The sequence below is a fragment of the Archangium minus genome, assembly GCF_044360475.1.
Classification (GTDB): Bacteria; Myxococcota; Myxococcia; order Myxococcales; family Myxococcaceae; genus Archangium; species Archangium minus.
The window spans coordinates 11,234,654-11,249,267 of record NZ_CP043494.1 but is presented as its reverse complement, the minus strand read 5'-3'; the positions used below and the strand labels follow the sequence as shown (position 1 = coordinate 11,249,267).

The 14,614-nt window shown below is 68.9% G+C and carries 14 protein-coding genes; 9 read left to right on the top strand and 5 right to left on the bottom strand.

Annotated elements, in window-relative coordinates; all coding sequences use genetic code 11:
• The first annotated feature begins 104 nt into the window (after positions 1 to 104).
• Positions 105 to 413, top strand: coding sequence for a hypothetical protein (locus F0U60_RS46030; protein ID WP_395810018.1), 309 nt, complete (start codon positions 105 to 107; stop codon positions 411 to 413).
• On the opposite strand, the gene F0U60_RS46025 is transcribed toward F0U60_RS46030, so the two are convergent.
• Positions 410 to 814, bottom strand: a complete 405-nt coding sequence (locus F0U60_RS46025) for a hypothetical protein (RefSeq protein ID WP_395810016.1) — start codon at positions 812 to 814, stop codon at positions 410 to 412. The two genes, F0U60_RS46030 and F0U60_RS46025, sit on opposite strands and share 4 nt — an antisense overlap.
• A gap of 70 nt (positions 815 to 884) precedes the next feature.
• Positions 885 to 2,432: a 4-alpha-glucanotransferase gene (locus F0U60_RS46020; RefSeq protein ID WP_395810014.1), complete on the bottom strand. Its 1,548-nt coding sequence runs from the start codon at positions 2,430 to 2,432 to the stop codon at positions 885 to 887.
• Between the two features lie 159 nt (positions 2,433 to 2,591).
• On the opposite strand from F0U60_RS46020, the gene F0U60_RS46015 reads away from it, so the two are divergent.
• The 6 genes from F0U60_RS46015 to F0U60_RS45990 all read left to right on the top strand — a co-directional run bounded on the left by F0U60_RS46015 (position 2,592) and on the right by F0U60_RS45990 (position 7,991).
• On the top strand, positions 2,592 to 3,173 hold the full coding sequence (locus F0U60_RS46015; RefSeq protein WP_395810012.1) for a DNA-3-methyladenine glycosylase: 582 nt from the start codon (positions 2,592 to 2,594) through the stop codon (positions 3,171 to 3,173).
• Between the two features lie 34 nt (positions 3,174 to 3,207).
• The gene (locus tag F0U60_RS46010) at positions 3,208 to 3,822 is read left to right on the top strand and encodes an RNA polymerase sigma factor (protein WP_395810010.1); all 615 of its coding nucleotides are present in this window, start codon (positions 3,208 to 3,210) and stop codon (positions 3,820 to 3,822) included.
• A 59-nt stretch (positions 3,823 to 3,881) separates the two neighbouring features.
• Complete coding sequence (locus tag F0U60_RS46005) at positions 3,882 to 4,121, top strand: anti-sigma factor family protein (protein ID WP_395810008.1); 240 nt, start codon at positions 3,882 to 3,884, stop codon at positions 4,119 to 4,121.
• Positions 4,118 to 5,185 (top strand): radical SAM protein, encoded by a 1,068-nt coding sequence (locus F0U60_RS46000; protein ID WP_395810006.1) that lies wholly within the window; start codon positions 4,118 to 4,120, stop codon positions 5,183 to 5,185. The genes F0U60_RS46005 and F0U60_RS46000 overlap by 4 nt, the downstream gene beginning before the upstream one ends.
• An 11-nt stretch (positions 5,186 to 5,196) precedes the next feature.
• Positions 5,197 to 5,811 carry a DedA family protein gene (locus tag F0U60_RS45995; protein ID WP_395810004.1) on the top strand — a complete coding sequence of 205 codons (615 nt, stop codon included), beginning with the start codon at positions 5,197 to 5,199 and terminating at the stop codon, positions 5,809 to 5,811.
• Positions 5,812 to 5,927: 116 nt separating this feature from the next.
• Positions 5,928 to 7,991, top strand: a complete 2,064-nt coding sequence (locus tag F0U60_RS45990; protein WP_395810002.1) for a hypothetical protein — start codon at positions 5,928 to 5,930, stop codon at positions 7,989 to 7,991.
• Positions 7,992 to 8,018: 27 nt separating this feature from the next.
• On the opposite strand, the gene F0U60_RS45985 is transcribed toward F0U60_RS45990, so the two are convergent.
• Together F0U60_RS45985 and F0U60_RS45980 are read right to left on the bottom strand one after the other, a co-directional pair.
• Positions 8,019 to 9,668, bottom strand: coding sequence for an ABC transporter substrate-binding protein (locus tag F0U60_RS45985; RefSeq protein WP_395810000.1), 1,650 nt, complete (start codon positions 9,666 to 9,668; stop codon positions 8,019 to 8,021).
• A complete protein-coding gene (locus F0U60_RS45980) occupies positions 9,623 to 11,209 on the bottom strand; it encodes a methyl-accepting chemotaxis protein (RefSeq protein ID WP_395809998.1) in 1,587 nt (528 codons plus the stop codon). Before F0U60_RS45980 ends, F0U60_RS45985 begins: the two co-directional genes overlap by 46 nt.
• A gap of 67 nt (positions 11,210 to 11,276) precedes the next feature.
• Between F0U60_RS45980 and F0U60_RS45975 the strand changes: the two genes are divergently transcribed.
• The gene (locus F0U60_RS45975) at positions 11,277 to 12,299 is read left to right on the top strand and encodes a transglutaminase domain-containing protein (protein WP_395809996.1); all 1,023 of its coding nucleotides are present in this window, start codon (positions 11,277 to 11,279) and stop codon (positions 12,297 to 12,299) included.
• A gap of 12 nt (positions 12,300 to 12,311) precedes the next feature.
• Here the strand turns inward: F0U60_RS45975 and F0U60_RS45970 are convergent, their stop codons facing one another.
• Entirely contained in the window at positions 12,312 to 13,337 is a 1,026-nt protein-coding gene (locus F0U60_RS45970; RefSeq protein ID WP_395809994.1) for an arginine N-succinyltransferase, read from the bottom strand.
• Between the two features lie 315 nt (positions 13,338 to 13,652).
• On the opposite strand from F0U60_RS45970, the gene F0U60_RS45965 reads away from it, so the two are divergent.
• Complete coding sequence (locus tag F0U60_RS45965) at positions 13,653 to 14,570, top strand: polysaccharide lyase (protein ID WP_395809992.1); 918 nt, start codon at positions 13,653 to 13,655, stop codon at positions 14,568 to 14,570.
• The last annotated feature ends 44 nt before the right edge of the window (positions 14,571 to 14,614 follow it).

The following is a 14,614-nucleotide window of genomic DNA, read 5'->3' as shown; positions in this document are numbered from 1 at the left end:
CTCAGGCCGGAAGCCCACGCTCTGTCCGCTGGCACGCGCCGGGGAGCCTCAGGACGTGCATCTCGGGCGCATCTGCCCCAGAGTGGAGCCGTATGCCATGGCGAATGAGAGGACTCCTGGGAGCGGCGGCACTGGTGGTGCTCGCCTCCTGTGGTGTGAGCGAGGACGAGGCGGTGCGGCTCAAGGAGGGCGAGACCCTGGGAGAGCCGGAGCTGGGCCTCGATTACTGCACCACCTTGGGCTGCCGATACGATGGGCAGTACTGCCTGGAGGTGTTCTTCGAGTACGGCCGTTCGCCCGCGCTGTGCCTCTTCACGGACGTGTGCGACAAGCTCGAGTGCGTGAAGCAAGGCCAGGAGTGCGCCATCTTTGATGGCTTCCCCGGCCAGGTGAAGTGCATCGACCCTCGCTAGGGAGGCGTGCCTCCGTCGGAGAGCGCCTTCTCGCACGCGTAGGTGGCGTCCCAGGCGTCCCGGCACGTGTCGAACTGGGTGAGGGTCCGTCCCTCGCCTTCGCCTTCCTGGGGGACGCAGAACCAGCTGTGGTCCGCGCCGCAGCCGTAGGCCTGCACCAGCGAGGTGCGGCAGGTCTCGGCGATGGCGTCGATGTCTCGCGTGCAGGTGCGCACGCAGTTGTCCCAATAGGAGTCGTCGGAGGAGGCGCAGGACGTCGCGCCCTGGGTGGGGACGGCGCTGAGCTGCCCGTAACAGTAGCGTTGGCAGAGCCGCTCCTCGGGAGCGGGCGTCTCCATGCACCCGGTCATCAGCGAGCCGAGGCCCACCAGCAGCACCGGCATGAGGCGGCGGTTCGTCATACGTCCCCCGAGGTGGGCGCGGCGCCGAGCCACCCGTGGGGGCGTGGCTCGGGCCGTCGTGGAGAGGACCTCAGCGGCGGGCCGAGGCGGTGAGGAGCCCCAGCCGCTCGGCGGCCGTGCGCGTCTCCTCGAGCGTGAGGAGATCCTCGACGTTCTGGCTGATGCGATAGGACCAGTTGGCGTCGCTCATGGAGCCCGGCAGGTTGATGCGGTCGCGCGTGCCGAGCACGTCCTGCCAGGGCAGCACGCACAGGTCGCTGCCCGCGTTGAGCGCCGCGGCCAGCGTGGCCCGGTGAACGGCCGGGGTGAACTCGCGCGTGGCGGTGATGCTCTGGAACTCGGGGTAGACGCGCGCGATGGCCTGACGCTCGTCCTCCGAGGCCGCCTCCCACCACTCGGCCGCGGGCTCGGTGTCATGCGTACCGGTGGTGACGAGCGACACGGCCGGGAAGTCGTGCGGGTTGCGGTAGACGTTGTCGTCCCGCTCCCAGCGCAGCACCCGGTAGCCGGGCAGGCCCAGGTCCTTGAGGATGGTGCGCACGAAGGGCGGAATCACGCCCAGGTCCTCGGCGACGATGCCCGCGTCCTTCGACAGCAGACGGAAGTGCAGCTCGCCGTAGCGCCTCCATGCCTCCTCGTTGTCGGGGACGAAGCGGCCGGTGGGCGTCTGCTCGTCGCGGATCCACTGGCGGAAGTAGCCCACCGCGTGGTCCACCCGGCGCAGGTCGTAGTAGCTGGCCGCCTTGACCGCGCGCGACTTGAGCCAGCGGTAGCCGTCCTTCTCCATCTGCGCGAAGTCGAAGTAGGGCAGGCCCCAGTCCTGGCCCGTGGCGGAGAAGGCGTCCGGGGGCACGCCCAGGCGCGCATCGCGGCGCAGCACGTCCCGGTGCGCCCATACGTCCGAGCTGTCCTGGCCGATGATGAAGGGCTCGTCGCCGCACAGCAGGACACCGCGCGCCTTGGCCAGCCCGCGCACCGCGTTCCACTGCACCTCGGCCACCCACTGCAGCCAGGCGTGGTAGCGCACCTCGCGCTCCAGTCGCTCCGCCTCGGCCTTGAGGGCCGCGGCGTGCCGGTCCCGCAGGGGCTCCGGCCACTCCCACCAGGGGGTCTGGTTCCGCTCCTGGGAGATGGCGGTGTAGAGCGCGTAGCTCTCCAGCCACTCGCCCTGCTGCTGGCGCCAGTCACTGAACTCCCGGGCGCGCGGGCCGTTGGGCCACTCGTTGCGCTCGAAGTGCTCGAAGGAGCGCCGGAAGGCCGCCCCCTTGAGGCGGAAGACCAGGTCGTAGCGGATGCGGGGCGCCGCGCGCGCCTCGGCCAGCATGCGCTTCTCTTCGTCAGAGAGCGCCGCCTCGCCACCGGTGGCGTGGAACTCGGGCAGCATCTCCAGGTTGATGAAGAGCGCGTTGAGGCCAAACGCCGAGCGCGTGGAGTAGGGGCTGGGATCGCCCGGGGCCGTGGGAAGCAGCGGCAGCAGCATCAGCAGGCGCTGGCGCGCCGCCTCCATCCAGTGGAAGAGGCCGTCGAGCCCGCCGAAGTCGCCGATACCGAAGTCAGTCTTCGAGCGGAGGGAGAAGAGGGGAAGCAGGAGACCGGAAATTCGGCCGGTGGAAGCCATGGTGGGCGCACAATGCACCACGCGCCCCCCGCTGTGAACTGTCCTTGCGACCGGACGTGCCGCGCCATGTTCGCCCGCCATCCCGGGGAGACTTCCGGCCTCCCGGCTCCTCCTCGGAGGTTGACGGCAGGAGGGACAGGCGGCATCCGTTCTCCCTCTGTGCGCCTTCCCGTCTCCTTCTATGCGCGCCCCGCGCTCACCGTCGCCCGCGAACTGTTAGGCACTCACCTCATCGTCGACGAGGGGGGCTGGCGGCGGGTGGGTCGCATCGTGGAGACGGAGGCCTACGTGGGGGAGCACGACCTGGCCTGCCACGCAGCCAAGGGGCGCACCCCCCGTACGGAGGTGCTGTTCGGACCGCCGGGGCGGGCCTACGTCTACCTCATCTATGGCATGTACCACTGCTTCAACGTGGTGACGGACGTGGACGGGGTGGCGTCGGCGGTGCTGGTGCGGGCGGTGGAGCCGGTGGAGGGGTTGCCTGCCCGAGCCCGGACAGACGGACCGGGCCGGCTGTGCCGAGCCCTGGGGCTGACGCTGGCCCACAACCGGGAGGACCTGCAGGGTGCTCGGCTCTACCTTGAGGCGGGGACACCCGTCCCAGAGGACCAGGTGGCTCGCGGTCCGCGCATTGGGGTGGACTATGCCGGGGAGTGGGCCTTGGAGCCTTACCGGCTTTGGCTCCGGGGCAGTCAACACGTAAGCCGTCCCCCGTCCAGCAGGCGTCGCGAGCGTGCTTGACGTCGGACGGCGTGACTGGAAGGGTGCGCCCCACATGTCCGACGAGGCCGTGAAGGAAGAGGACCGGCAGCTCGTGGCGCGGGCCCAGGCCGGCGACATCAGCGCCTTTGAGGCGTTGGTGGATGCCCACAGGGACAAGGTGTACGGCCTGGCGCTGCGGATGACCCGCTCCGAAGCGGATGCCGCGGAAATCACCCAGGACACCTTCTTGTCCGCCTACCAACACCTTAAGGACTTCCGTGGGGACGCGGCCTTCAGCTCCTGGGTGCACCGCATCGCGGCGAACAACTCGCTGATGCGGCTGCGGCACCGGCGGGTGGTGCAGGCAGCCGAGGAAGAGCTCCAGGGCCCGGACTTCACCGAGCGGGGGAGCCTGTCCGAGTACCCTGCCCAGGATTGGAGCCGCAACGCCGAGGGCAAAATCCTGGACGCGGAGCTGGGGCGGGCCATTCAGGATGCGACCGACCGGCTGCCTGAGGGGTACCGGGAGGTCTTTCTCTTGAAAGACCTGGAGGGGCTCAGTTACGAACAAATCGCCGAGGTGACGGGGGATACCATCCCCGCCATCAAGAGTCGGTTGCACCGGGCTCGTCTTGCGCTTCGCGACGCCATCGATCGATTCTATAATCAAAATGATGCGATCGGGTGAAACCCATCAGGGGGCTGGGCATCTCGTGAGTAACGGGGCAAGCCACGGCCGAGGTTCGGATGTACACGTGTAAAGACGCCATCAACCTCCTGTTGGACTTCATCGATGGCGAGTTGTCGCCCGAGGAAGCACAACACTTGCGCGAGCACCTATCCGGTTGCGCGCCGTGCATTGATTTCCTGCGGACCTACAAGGCCACGCCGGGGCTGTGTAAGCGTGCGCTGGCCCAGCAGATGCCGCAGGAAGTCTCGACGAAGCTCACCGAATACCTGCGCGCGCGCATCAAGTCCGCCTCGTGAAGCTCAACCTGAAGTCGCTGTCGCTGCTGGAGTTGCAGCAGGCCCTGGCCCCCGCGGAGCCCTCGCCCGTTGCGGTGCGCAAGGTGTTCGCCGCCATCTTCGCCCATGGTGCCTCCTCCGTTGAGGAGGTGTGCCAGGCACCTCAAGTGCCGCGGCGGGTGGCGGAGTTCCTACGGGAAAACACGGAGATGACCCGGCTGGAGGTGGTGGAGCGCCGCCAGGCCGAGGACGGCTTCGTGAAGTACCTCTTCGCCTCGCCCCTCGGGGGCCGGGTGGAGGCGGTGCGCATCCCCATCTTCGATGAGAAGTACGTGGTGTGCGTCTCCAGCCAGGTGGGCTGTGCGCTGGCCTGCGACTTCTGCATGACGGGCAAGCTGGGCTTCAAGCGCAACCTGCGCACCTGGGAGATTTTGGAGCAGGTGATGCAGATCCGCGCCGAGGCGGACCGGCCGGTGCGCGGCGTGGTGTTCATGGGGATGGGGGAGCCGCTGCTCAACTACACGGAGACACTGCGCGCGGCGCAGATCCTCTCCCACCCGGCGGGCTTTGCCATCTCCGGCCCGTCCATCACCTTCTCCACCGCGGGCCATGTGCCGGCCATCCGGCGCTACGTGCGCGAGGGGCACCCGTACCGGCTGGCCTTCTCGGTGACGAGCGCCATCCCGGAGAAGCGGGTGAAGGTGCTGCCCATCGAGAAGACGCACCCGCTGCCGGAGCTGGTGGAGGCCATCCGCGAGTACGCCACCGTGCGGCGCGAGCGGGCGATGATTGCCTACGTGGCCATCAGCGGCTTCAACCTGGAGCGTGAAGATGCGCTGGCGTTGAAGCAGGCGTTCGAGGGCATCCCCATCAAGGTGGACCTCATCGACGTGACGGACCCGACGGGGAAGTACCTGCCGCCCTCGGCCGAGGAGCTGAAGGCGTTCCGGGACCACCTGCAAATCCTGGGGGCGCCCATCGCCCGGCGCTACTCGGGAGGCAAGGACATCGGGGCGGCGTGTGGGACGCTGGAAGCTTCACAATATGGGGGCGTGGTGCTGCCCCCGCCCGTCAACGCTGGTTAGTTTGGCGGGGCATGGTCGAGTACCTCGACAACCTCATCGCGCACATTGGACTGTTGGGACTGCTGGTGCTCGGACTGGCGGCGGCGCTGGAGTACGTGGTGCCGCCGTTCCCCGGAGACACCATCACGCTGCTGGGCGGGGTGTACGCCGTGCGGGGCGAGCACCCGTGGCCTCTGGTGTTCCTGGTGGTGGTGGCCGGGAGCGTGGCGGGAGCGTTCATCAACTATCAGGTCGGGCGGTGGTTGGTGGGGCGCTTCGAGCGGCGGCCAGGAGACGCCTTCTTCGGCATCACCCATGCGCGGCTGGAGGCGGTGCAGGGGCAGATGCGGCACAGGGGGCCGTGGCTGCTGCTGGCCAACCGCTTCATCCCGGGCGTGCGCGGGTTGATCTTCGTGGCGGCGGGTGCGGCGCACATGCCGCGCAGCAATGCCCTCATCCTCGGAGCGCTGTCGGCGATGGCTCACACGGGGTTGGTGCTGGCGCTCGGGGCGGCGGTGGGCGGCAACCTGGAGCGGCTGGAAGCGCTGATGTGGCGCTACCAGCGAGCCGTCCTGGGGCTGGTGGTGGTGGGCGTGATGGCGGTGGTGGTGCGCGCCTTGGCGAAGCGCAAGTCGCCCGCCACCTGAGGGGCGAGCGCTGAAGCCCGTCGACGTCACCCGAATGACAGGGCAAGGGTTGTTCATCCACCCATTGCCGGAGGGGACGTTGAGCGTGCGATCGGGCCCACGGTTTAGTGACGCCCATGCTCCGCTCTTGCCCCTGGTTCCTCCTCCTCGTGGCGCTCGTGCTCGCCGGTGGGTGTCGGCGTGACGAACCGCCCGTGGGCGGGACTCGGGAGGACTTCCGGGTGGAGCAACAGGTGCTCGACTTCGGCCGGGTGCTCGAGGGCGACACGGCGCGCCGCTCGGTGACGGTGTCGGGCACGGGCCGCGCCAGCGTGACGGTGTCTGCTTCGGTGCGCGGTGGACCCTTCACCCTGGCCACCACCGAGGTCTCCGTTCCGGGTGCTGGCTCGGCTTCGCTGGAGGTCCTGTTCTCGGCGGAGAATGGCTCGGCGGAGGGCTCGCTGGTGCTTTCCTCGGGAGGACGCACGCAGGAGGTGGCCTTGAGCGGTGAGGGCGTGCGGCCGTTGCCGTGCAGGCCCTCGGTGCCGTGCCGCCAGTCCCACTTCGAGCTGGAGCCAGGCGTGTGTGTGGAGTCAGTGGCTCCGGACGGAACGGCGTGCATCCCCGAGAGTCGCTGTCAGGAGAATGGACGCTGCGAGTCCGGCGTCTGCGTGGGCTCGCCGCGCTCCTGCGACGACGACAACCCCTGCACCCGGGACGCCTGCTCACCGGACCAGGGTTGTGTCACGGCACCGGTGGCTTGTCCCGCGCCCACCAATCCTTGTCGCGCGGGCGTGTGTGAGCGCGAGCGGGGTTGCACCGAGGTGGATGTCCGGGACAGCACCGTCTGCGGCAAGGTGGACTGCGTCACCGCCCGGTTGTGTTTCTCTGGCACCTGCCAGGAGGTGCCCACGCCCGAGGGCTCCCTCTGCGCTCCGGCCACGCCGTGCCAGGGCGCGGGCCTCTGTAGGGGCGGCACATGCGTGCGTCCGGAACCGGAAGAGCTTGTTCCCGCCTTCTCCCAGGAGCTTGGAGGGCAGCCGTCTTCCGAGCCGGGCGGACCGGTGCTGCTCTCACACGGCGAGGCCCTGTTCGCTTCGGTATGTGGTGGCGATGCGGGGTGCCGGCTGGTGTCGTACACGAGCAATGGCTTCCTGCGCTTCGAGATGCCCTACCCAGATGGGGAGGCGCGTGCGCTGCTCGCTGTCTCGGACGCGGGCGTGGTGCTGCACGAGCCAGGGGGCCTCGCGTCCCATGCGCTCACGGGGACGGGTACCTCTCTGTGGCGTGTTCCTCTCGGGGGCCTCGAACCACCACCAGGAGCTGGGAGCCTCGTTCCCAGCGTAGGAGCGGGGCGCATTGCGCTCGGCCTCGAGGGGGAAGTGGTGTCGCTCGTGTCGTGGGCGCCGCCGGACGCGGGGGAGGCGCTCGGCGCGACGCTCGTGGTGCTCGCTCCCGATGGTGGCGTGTTGCGCTCGGGAGCCGTGGAGGGCTTCGCGGGAGATTCCCGGGTGGCGCTGGACTCGAGCGGAGAGGTGTTCCTCTTCTCGCCGGGTGGGTCGCTGGCTCGTGCCGAGCCGGAAGATGGCGGCGTGGGCTTTCGGACCGTCCCCTTGCTCGCGGAAGTACCGGAGTCGGGAGCCTCGCTCGCCGTGGCGGGGGAGCGGCTCTTCGCGGGGACGCGAGCCTTCGTGGATACGGATGGGGGATTGCCCGTCACGGTAGGCAGGGACTCGGGGGTCGATGGGGGACAGCCACTCGACGCGCCCGCGCTGTTGCTGGATGACACCGGGTACGCCTTTGCTCGGGAGGAGGAGGGGCTCGTGCTCCGAGCGATTGATGCGCGTGGCGGCGCGGTGCGCTGGGAGACCGCTGTGTTGCCCGAACGCTCCGGAGTGCTGCACGAGGCCTCGCTGGTCCAGGGCGGCGCGGTGAGCACGGTCACGAGTGTCCTGCGCGGTGGGGAGACGCGGGCCCACGTGCAGGTCTTCGCCGAGGGCCAACGGCTCATGATGTGCCCGCTGAGGGGTACGCCTCGCGTGGCCGGTGCCACCTACGTGGGGCGCTTCGTGTACATCGCGCTCGAGCGCAGCGGTACCTGGTGGCTGGAGGCGTTCGATCTGGGCGCGCTCGTTACGACGGAGACGCGCGGGTGGCCTCAGGGAGCCGGCGTCTCCGGCTCGCGGCGCGCACGCCCCTGAGGCCCAAGCCCGTCGAAGAGAGGCCCTTCAGGAGCCTGAACGAATCAAGCTCTTTTGCTGCTCCTGCTGCTCCTGCTGCTCCTGCTTGTCCAACCACAGGTCCTCGAAGCGCACCTGTGGAGGGGTTTGGTGCAGCCGCAGTCCCTGCACCCGGCCGCTCGCCGCCGCGTGCACGCGGTGGTGGAAGAGGGGGATGATGGGACAGTCCTCGTGCGCAACTCGCTCCGCGAGCCGGTAGAGCTGCTTGCGCCGCTCGGGGTCGATGGTGACGCGGGCCTCCGTCGTGAGCTTGTCCAACTCCTCGCTGCGGTAGCCCAGCGAGTAGACCGTCTGCGCCTTCGAGTTGAGGTGGAAGTAGAGGAAGTTGTCCGGGTCCGGGTAGTCGGCGATCCACCCCACCCGGAAGGCGGGGAGCCGCCCCTCGCGCCGCCGCTCCGCGAACTCCTCTGCGCTCAGCTGGACGTGCTTGAGCTCCACCAGCCCCGCCTCCATCAGGGGCCGGAAGAGGACGGCGTCCTCGGCCGAGGTGTCGCGCCCCACCGCGTGGTAGATGGCGAGCTGCAGTCTCCGCACCCCGGCCTCGCGCAGCAGCCGCTCGGCCAGGTTGATGTCCGGGCGCGGCTCGGTGGGCAGCACGCCCTCGTCATCCAGCAGCTCGGGCGGCGTCACCGTGCGGGCGACACGTGCTCCCTTGTGGAAGCGATCCACCAGTCCCTGGAAGTCAATTCCCGCCCGGAGGGCCTTGCGGACGCGCACGTCGTTGTACGGCGGCTCGCGCAGGTTGAAGCCGAGGAACGAGGTGGACGGCGTGGTGCTGGTGACCACCTGCTGTCCGTCCTGCTCGAGCGATTCCACGTGCCTGGCGAACAGGTGCGAGACGATGTCCACTGCTCCTTCTCGCAGCTCGCTCACGGCCTGCTCGCGTGACTCCAGCAGGTGGAACTCGAGCCGATCCAACAAGGGCTGTCCCCTGCGCCAGTAGGCAGGGTTGCGCTCGAGCACGATGCGCTCCGAGCCGAACTCCACCTGCCGGAAGGGTCCGGTACCCAGGGCCTGGCCGCTCGGGTTCAGCCGGGCCACCGCTGTGCGAGGCAAGGCCATGAGATGGAGGAAGAAGGCCTTGGGCTCCACCAGCCGAATCTCGAGCGTCAGGTCATCCAACACCTCGATGCCTGACACCTCGCGCGCCTGACCCGCCGCGAAGTCCTTGGCGCCTTCCACGTCCTCCAACAGGCCCCGGTCCGGTGACTTCACCGCGGGGTCCAGCAGCCGCTCGAAGTGGCGCTTCACGTCGCGTGCGTTCAGGGGCGTCCCGTCATGGAAGGTGACGCCCTGGCGCAGATGGAAGCGGTAGCGGCGTGCCGAGGGGTCCGCCTCCCAGCGATCGGCCAGGTCCGGCACCAGCACGCCATCGTCCAGCCGCAGCAGGCTGGAGAAGACGCAGCAGCTCATCTCCAGCAGCTGGTTGTCCACCGCGAAGAGCGGATCCAACCCGCCCAGGGCTCGGACAAAGGCCGTCTGGTGGATGCCGGCGCGCAGCGTGCCGCCCGGGTGCGGAGCTGGGAGTCGGAAGCGGAACACCTCGCTGTCCAGACTCGCCGCCTCGTGCGCCAACTGGTCCACCGTGCGGCTCAGCCCATCGCCGATGCGGATGACCTGGAGCGCGTCCTCGCGCACTCGCGCCACTTCCTCGCCAATGGCCGAGTCCCCCGCATCAGCACCACGTGTGCCGCGCGGATTTCCTCGATGGCCGTGCTCAGCCGCACCACCGCGCTGGACAGGTCCCTTCCGGTGCGCGCCTGGCCTTCCGCCTTCTGCGAGGCCTCTTGCGCCAGCCGCGCCATCTGCTGCGTCTGGTGCACCAGCTCGCGCCCGTGCGCCGCCTGCTCCATGGCCGCCCGGGTCACGTCGTCCACGCGCCGTGCCACCCGCCGGCTGGCCTCCACCACCGTGGAGCCCTGGGCCTCCAGCCGCTTCGTCTCCGCCAGCGTGGCCTCCACCGCCGAGAAGGTGCGCTGGGTGATGGTGCGAATCTCCATGAGCGCCTCGGCGGCCCGGTCTCCCAGCAGCACGCCCGCGCCCGCCTGCTCTCGGCCTTCCTTCACCAGCGACACCGCCGTGTCCACCTCTCGGCGCACCCCGCCCACCATGCTGGCGATTTCGCGCGTGGAGCGCGCGGTGCGCTCGGCCAGGCTGCGGATTTCGTCCGCCACCACGCCGAAGGGGCGTCCCTGCTCTCCGGCCTGCGCGGCGATGATGGCCGCGTTGAGTGCCAGCAGGTTCGTCTGGTCCGCAATCTCCTGGATGACGTCCACGATGCGGCCAATCTGCGTGGAGCGCACCCCGAGTGAGTCCACCAGCTCCGCGGCCTTGCGGACCGTCTCCTCCACTCGGTACATGCCCTGGACGCAGTCGTTGACGAGCACCTCGCCGCGCTCGGCGGTGGCGGTCACCGCGTGGGCGAGCTGGTTGGTCTCCGAGGCGCGGTGGCGCACCGCATCGATGCCCGTCTGCACCACCTGGACGAAGGCCTCGGCCTCGCTGGCGAAGCGCGCCAGCTCGTCACCTGAGGAGGCGATGTGGTGCAGTCGCTCGCTCATGGCCTGCACCTGCTGGGTGGTGCGGTGGGAGAAGTCATCCAGCGCGAGCAGGGCCTCGGCCACCTGTCCGAGCCGATCGCTCATCTCCACCAGCGAGCCGTTGGTCTCCTGGGCGAAGCTCTCCAGCTGCGTCACGCGCTTGCCCGCGGCATGGAGGCTCTGGCCCATGCTGTTGACGGACTCCTGCGAGCGCTCCACGGCGCCGCCTTGCCGGCGTGCGGCCTCCAGCAGCACACGCACCTCTTCGGACACGCCCTGGCAGGTGCGGCGCACGTTGCCCGTGACTCGCTGCACCTGGCCGAGCGCGCGGCGCAGGGAGAAAAGGAGCCGGCGCACTTCGCGCTCGTCCGCCATGCCCGTTTGGGCGGTGTGGGTGAGGTCTCCTTCCGCCAGCCGGGTAAGCAGGCTGGTGCGCTCCTGGGCTGGCTTCGCCTCCCACATGAGCCAGAAGGCATAGTTCGTCAGCGACAGCACCAGCGGTGAGCCGAGGACCAGCACGGACCAGCCCCGCCAGTCATTGGGTTGGCCGGTGGTGAGGTGGAGCAGCACGCCGATGACGAGGGCGACGGCGAGCCCTCCGACAACCACGAACGCGAGGAGGTACTTTTTGGCGGCCATGAGAGAACGAGGATGCAGGGTATCCCGCATTCTCGCCCGGGTCCTCAAATCGGCGCAGACTGGGGGCGTGCTCGCTTTCGTCCCCGTGCTCCTGCTCGCCTTGTCGGCAGGGGGCGCTCCGCCTGCCCCCTCTCCCGAGGAGACGGCTCGCTTCGTCTTCGCCTGGAGGGGCGTGCCGGTGGGCACCGTCTCCCTCACCTTCTCACCCCAGGAGAAACGCTTCCATTACACCTCGCGACACCTGCACACCCGCGGGAGTCACAGGGGGGAGCGCGTGCGGGAGGTCTCCCTCGAGCTTGGCCCTGGAGAAACCGTGGTAGGGCGCCCGAGCATCCCGCAGGCGTTGTGGTTGTGGCGGGCCCCCCCTGCCCTCGGGTGTGTGACGGGCCGCGAGGAGCTGTCTGGCCGTGAGGGTCCCCACTGCGTCACCGCGGTCCGGGGCGAGACGGTGGAGGGGACGATGTTCGGCCAGCCCTTCACCGCACGCTATGACACGCGCGGACGGATGGCGGTGCTGGAGGTGGGCGAGTCGCGCTTCACCTCGGTGCCTTCGGGCGTGCAGTTGAAGCCACCGCCGGATCTCTTCTCTCGGGGGGTGCCCGTGGAGGGAGAGGCGGGTCCGCTCTCCTTCTCGCCCCCGTGGCCGCTCGACGTGCGTCCTGCGTGGCTGACGACCTGGCGGGTCGGAGAGGCGAGGGCGCTCGCGGAGGCGGTCCACGCGGCCTTCGCGGAGAAGGGCCCCGGTGCCGCGGACTGGAATGAGAAGGGCGAGGGTGAGGCCGGTGGATGCCTGGCCCATGCGTTGCGCTTCGCAGCCCGAGCGGCGGCGCGGGGGCAGCGGGTGGCGCTGGTGCACGGGCTGCTCGTCGTGGACGGAGGCCCCGCCCTGCCTCATGCCTGGGTGCGCGTGGGCCTCGAGGGCGGCAGAACGTTGGACCTGGACCCCACCTCGTTGGATGCCGTTACCCTCGAGACCCACCTTCCCCTCGCGGTGGCCGAGCCTGGAGGTCCCTCGGTGGAAGCGGGGGAGCGGTGGTTGGCGCTGCTGCGCGGCGAGCACCGCGTGGTGCGTCGGCCTCGCGCGCGGTAGCGGGGCTCTTCCTCACTCGAAGGGGATGATGGACACCTTCGCGCCTGGGGGCACGTCCAGCAGCTCCTTGGCCCGTGCCGGCAGGTAGGCGTTCTTGTCGTCCAGCCGGGCCATGGTGCGCACCGCACGGAAGCGGTTGCGCCCCGACTCGCGCTCGAAGGCCACGAGCACGTCGTCGCCTTCCATGTCGAAGTCCTCCTCGGCCACCTTCACCGAGCGGTAGCGGCGCACCACGGTGATGTCCGCGAGGTTGGCCTCGAAGTGGGGGCCTCCGTCGAACGGATCGATGCGCTCCACGTAGCGGAAGCCGACGCGCTCCAGCATCCGCTGCACGCCCTTGGTGTTGGGCCCCACCTCGCCGAGCACCTTCTGCACGCGCTCGGGGAAGAGCGACGCGTAGACGTCCGAGGAGGGGAAGAGCTCCTTGATGAACTCCTTGTTCTGCCGGCTGAGGCGATCCGCCTCCAGGTAGGTGAGGCCGGTGAACTTCTTGCCGCACGCCTCCCACAGGAGGCTGCGCCCATCAGGCAGCAGCGGCGGCAGCAGCTCGGCGAGCACGCGCGGGCGGAAGAGCCGCTTGTGCATGGCCATGAAGAGGAAGCGTACGAAGGACAGCTGCTTGCCGGGCTTGTCCGGCGTGGCGCGGTAGGGCGGATCCACCACCAGGCCGCCGATCTCCGTGGGGCCCTCGTAGTTGTAGCCGATGGACAGCACCTTGTGCCGGAAGTGCCGGCCGATGGTGGCCGAGTAGTGCTCGCGCTCGGAGACGTCGTAGTAGATGTGCGGCGACTCGTAGGTGCCGTGCTGCGCGATGATCATCGACGTGCCGATGATCAGCTCGTTGCGCACGTCCTCGAGGACGAAGAGGTATTCGCGCTCAAAGGGGTTCTTGACCTTGCCCGCGAAGCTCTTCACGGACTTGTCGATGATGGCCTCGAGCGTCTCCTCGTTGTTGGGCAGGTTGACGGTGTTGAGCACCGCGGCGAGCCGCTTCAGGCCGGGTAGGTCGGTCTTCTGGACATCGCGCAGGACGAGCATGGGTGTACCCGGATTCCCCCCCTCATACGGGGGGAACCGCAGAGAGCGCGCACCATACACCACCCATCCACGCCGTCAGCCGGTTGCATGCCCGTTCGCTCCAACGCGCCGCGTTGAGAACAGGGCTCGTCCGCTTGACTGCCCGGTTCGCGCCAATTCCTTCCACTTCTCACAAGGCTTCTCAGAGGGAACAGCCGCTCCTCTGGTTGTCTGCTGGGCTGTCAAGGTGAAAGAAATAACAGCCGCTTGAAATAAAGAAGGAACGTGGGAGCGTGGCCCTCGTCGTTGAGTGTCAAACATCTGTGAGGGCGCGCCTTGAGAAGACTCCTGGTTCCACTGCTCGCCATGCTGCTGTCGGGGCCGTCGTGGGCCGGCATCGTCTGGAAGGGGGACTTCGAAACGGGGAACACCTCCCAGTACTCGAGTGCCCAGCAAGTCAGCGCGGATCGGCTCCAGGTGGTCTCGTCACCGGTGTCTCAGGGCCGCTACGCGCTCAAGGCCACGGTGAGGCAGGGGGATGACCCCATCAACTCCAGCGGCAACCGCAACGAGCTCGTCTACCAGGGCCGTGAGAAGGAGGGCTCGGAGTACTACTACCGCTGGCAGGTGATGTTCCCGGCGGACTACCCCAGTGTGAAGACGTGGCAGGTCTTCACCCAGTGGCACCACAATGGCTGCTGCGGCTCTCCTCCGGTGGAGTTCTTCGTCTACGGCGAGGAGCTCCGCCTCACGCTCACCGACAGCGACACGCCGTGGAAGACGACGCTGCAGCGCGGCGTGTGGCACGACTTCATCTTCCACGTGAAGTGGTCACCGGATGCGAGCGTGGGCTTCGTCGAGCTGTGGCACAACGGCCAGCTCGTGCTGCCCCGTTACGCTCACGCGACGATGTACCCAGGGGATGGCATCTACCTGAAGCTGGGTCTTTACCGAAGTGACACCGTGCAGCCCGTGGGCGTCGTGTACCACGATGGTTTCGTGCAGGCGACGCAGCTACAGGACGTGCTGCCGCCCGCTCCTTCGCCAGACGCGGGGACGCCCGATGCGGGTGCTCCCGTGCCGGATGGGGGCGTCACCTCCACCTCCCCGCATCCGGATGGCGGCTCCGAAGGCTCGCCGCTCCCCGAGGAGCCAACCCGCGTCGGGTGCTCGAGCGCGGGCGGGCCGCTTTGGGCGATAGGGCTGCTGGGATTAGGCGGTCTGCTGCGACGCGCCCGGCGGCGGGAGAGGTAGCGCTACCCGTCCTCCATGAGGCGTCGTATGAGACGCCTCATTGA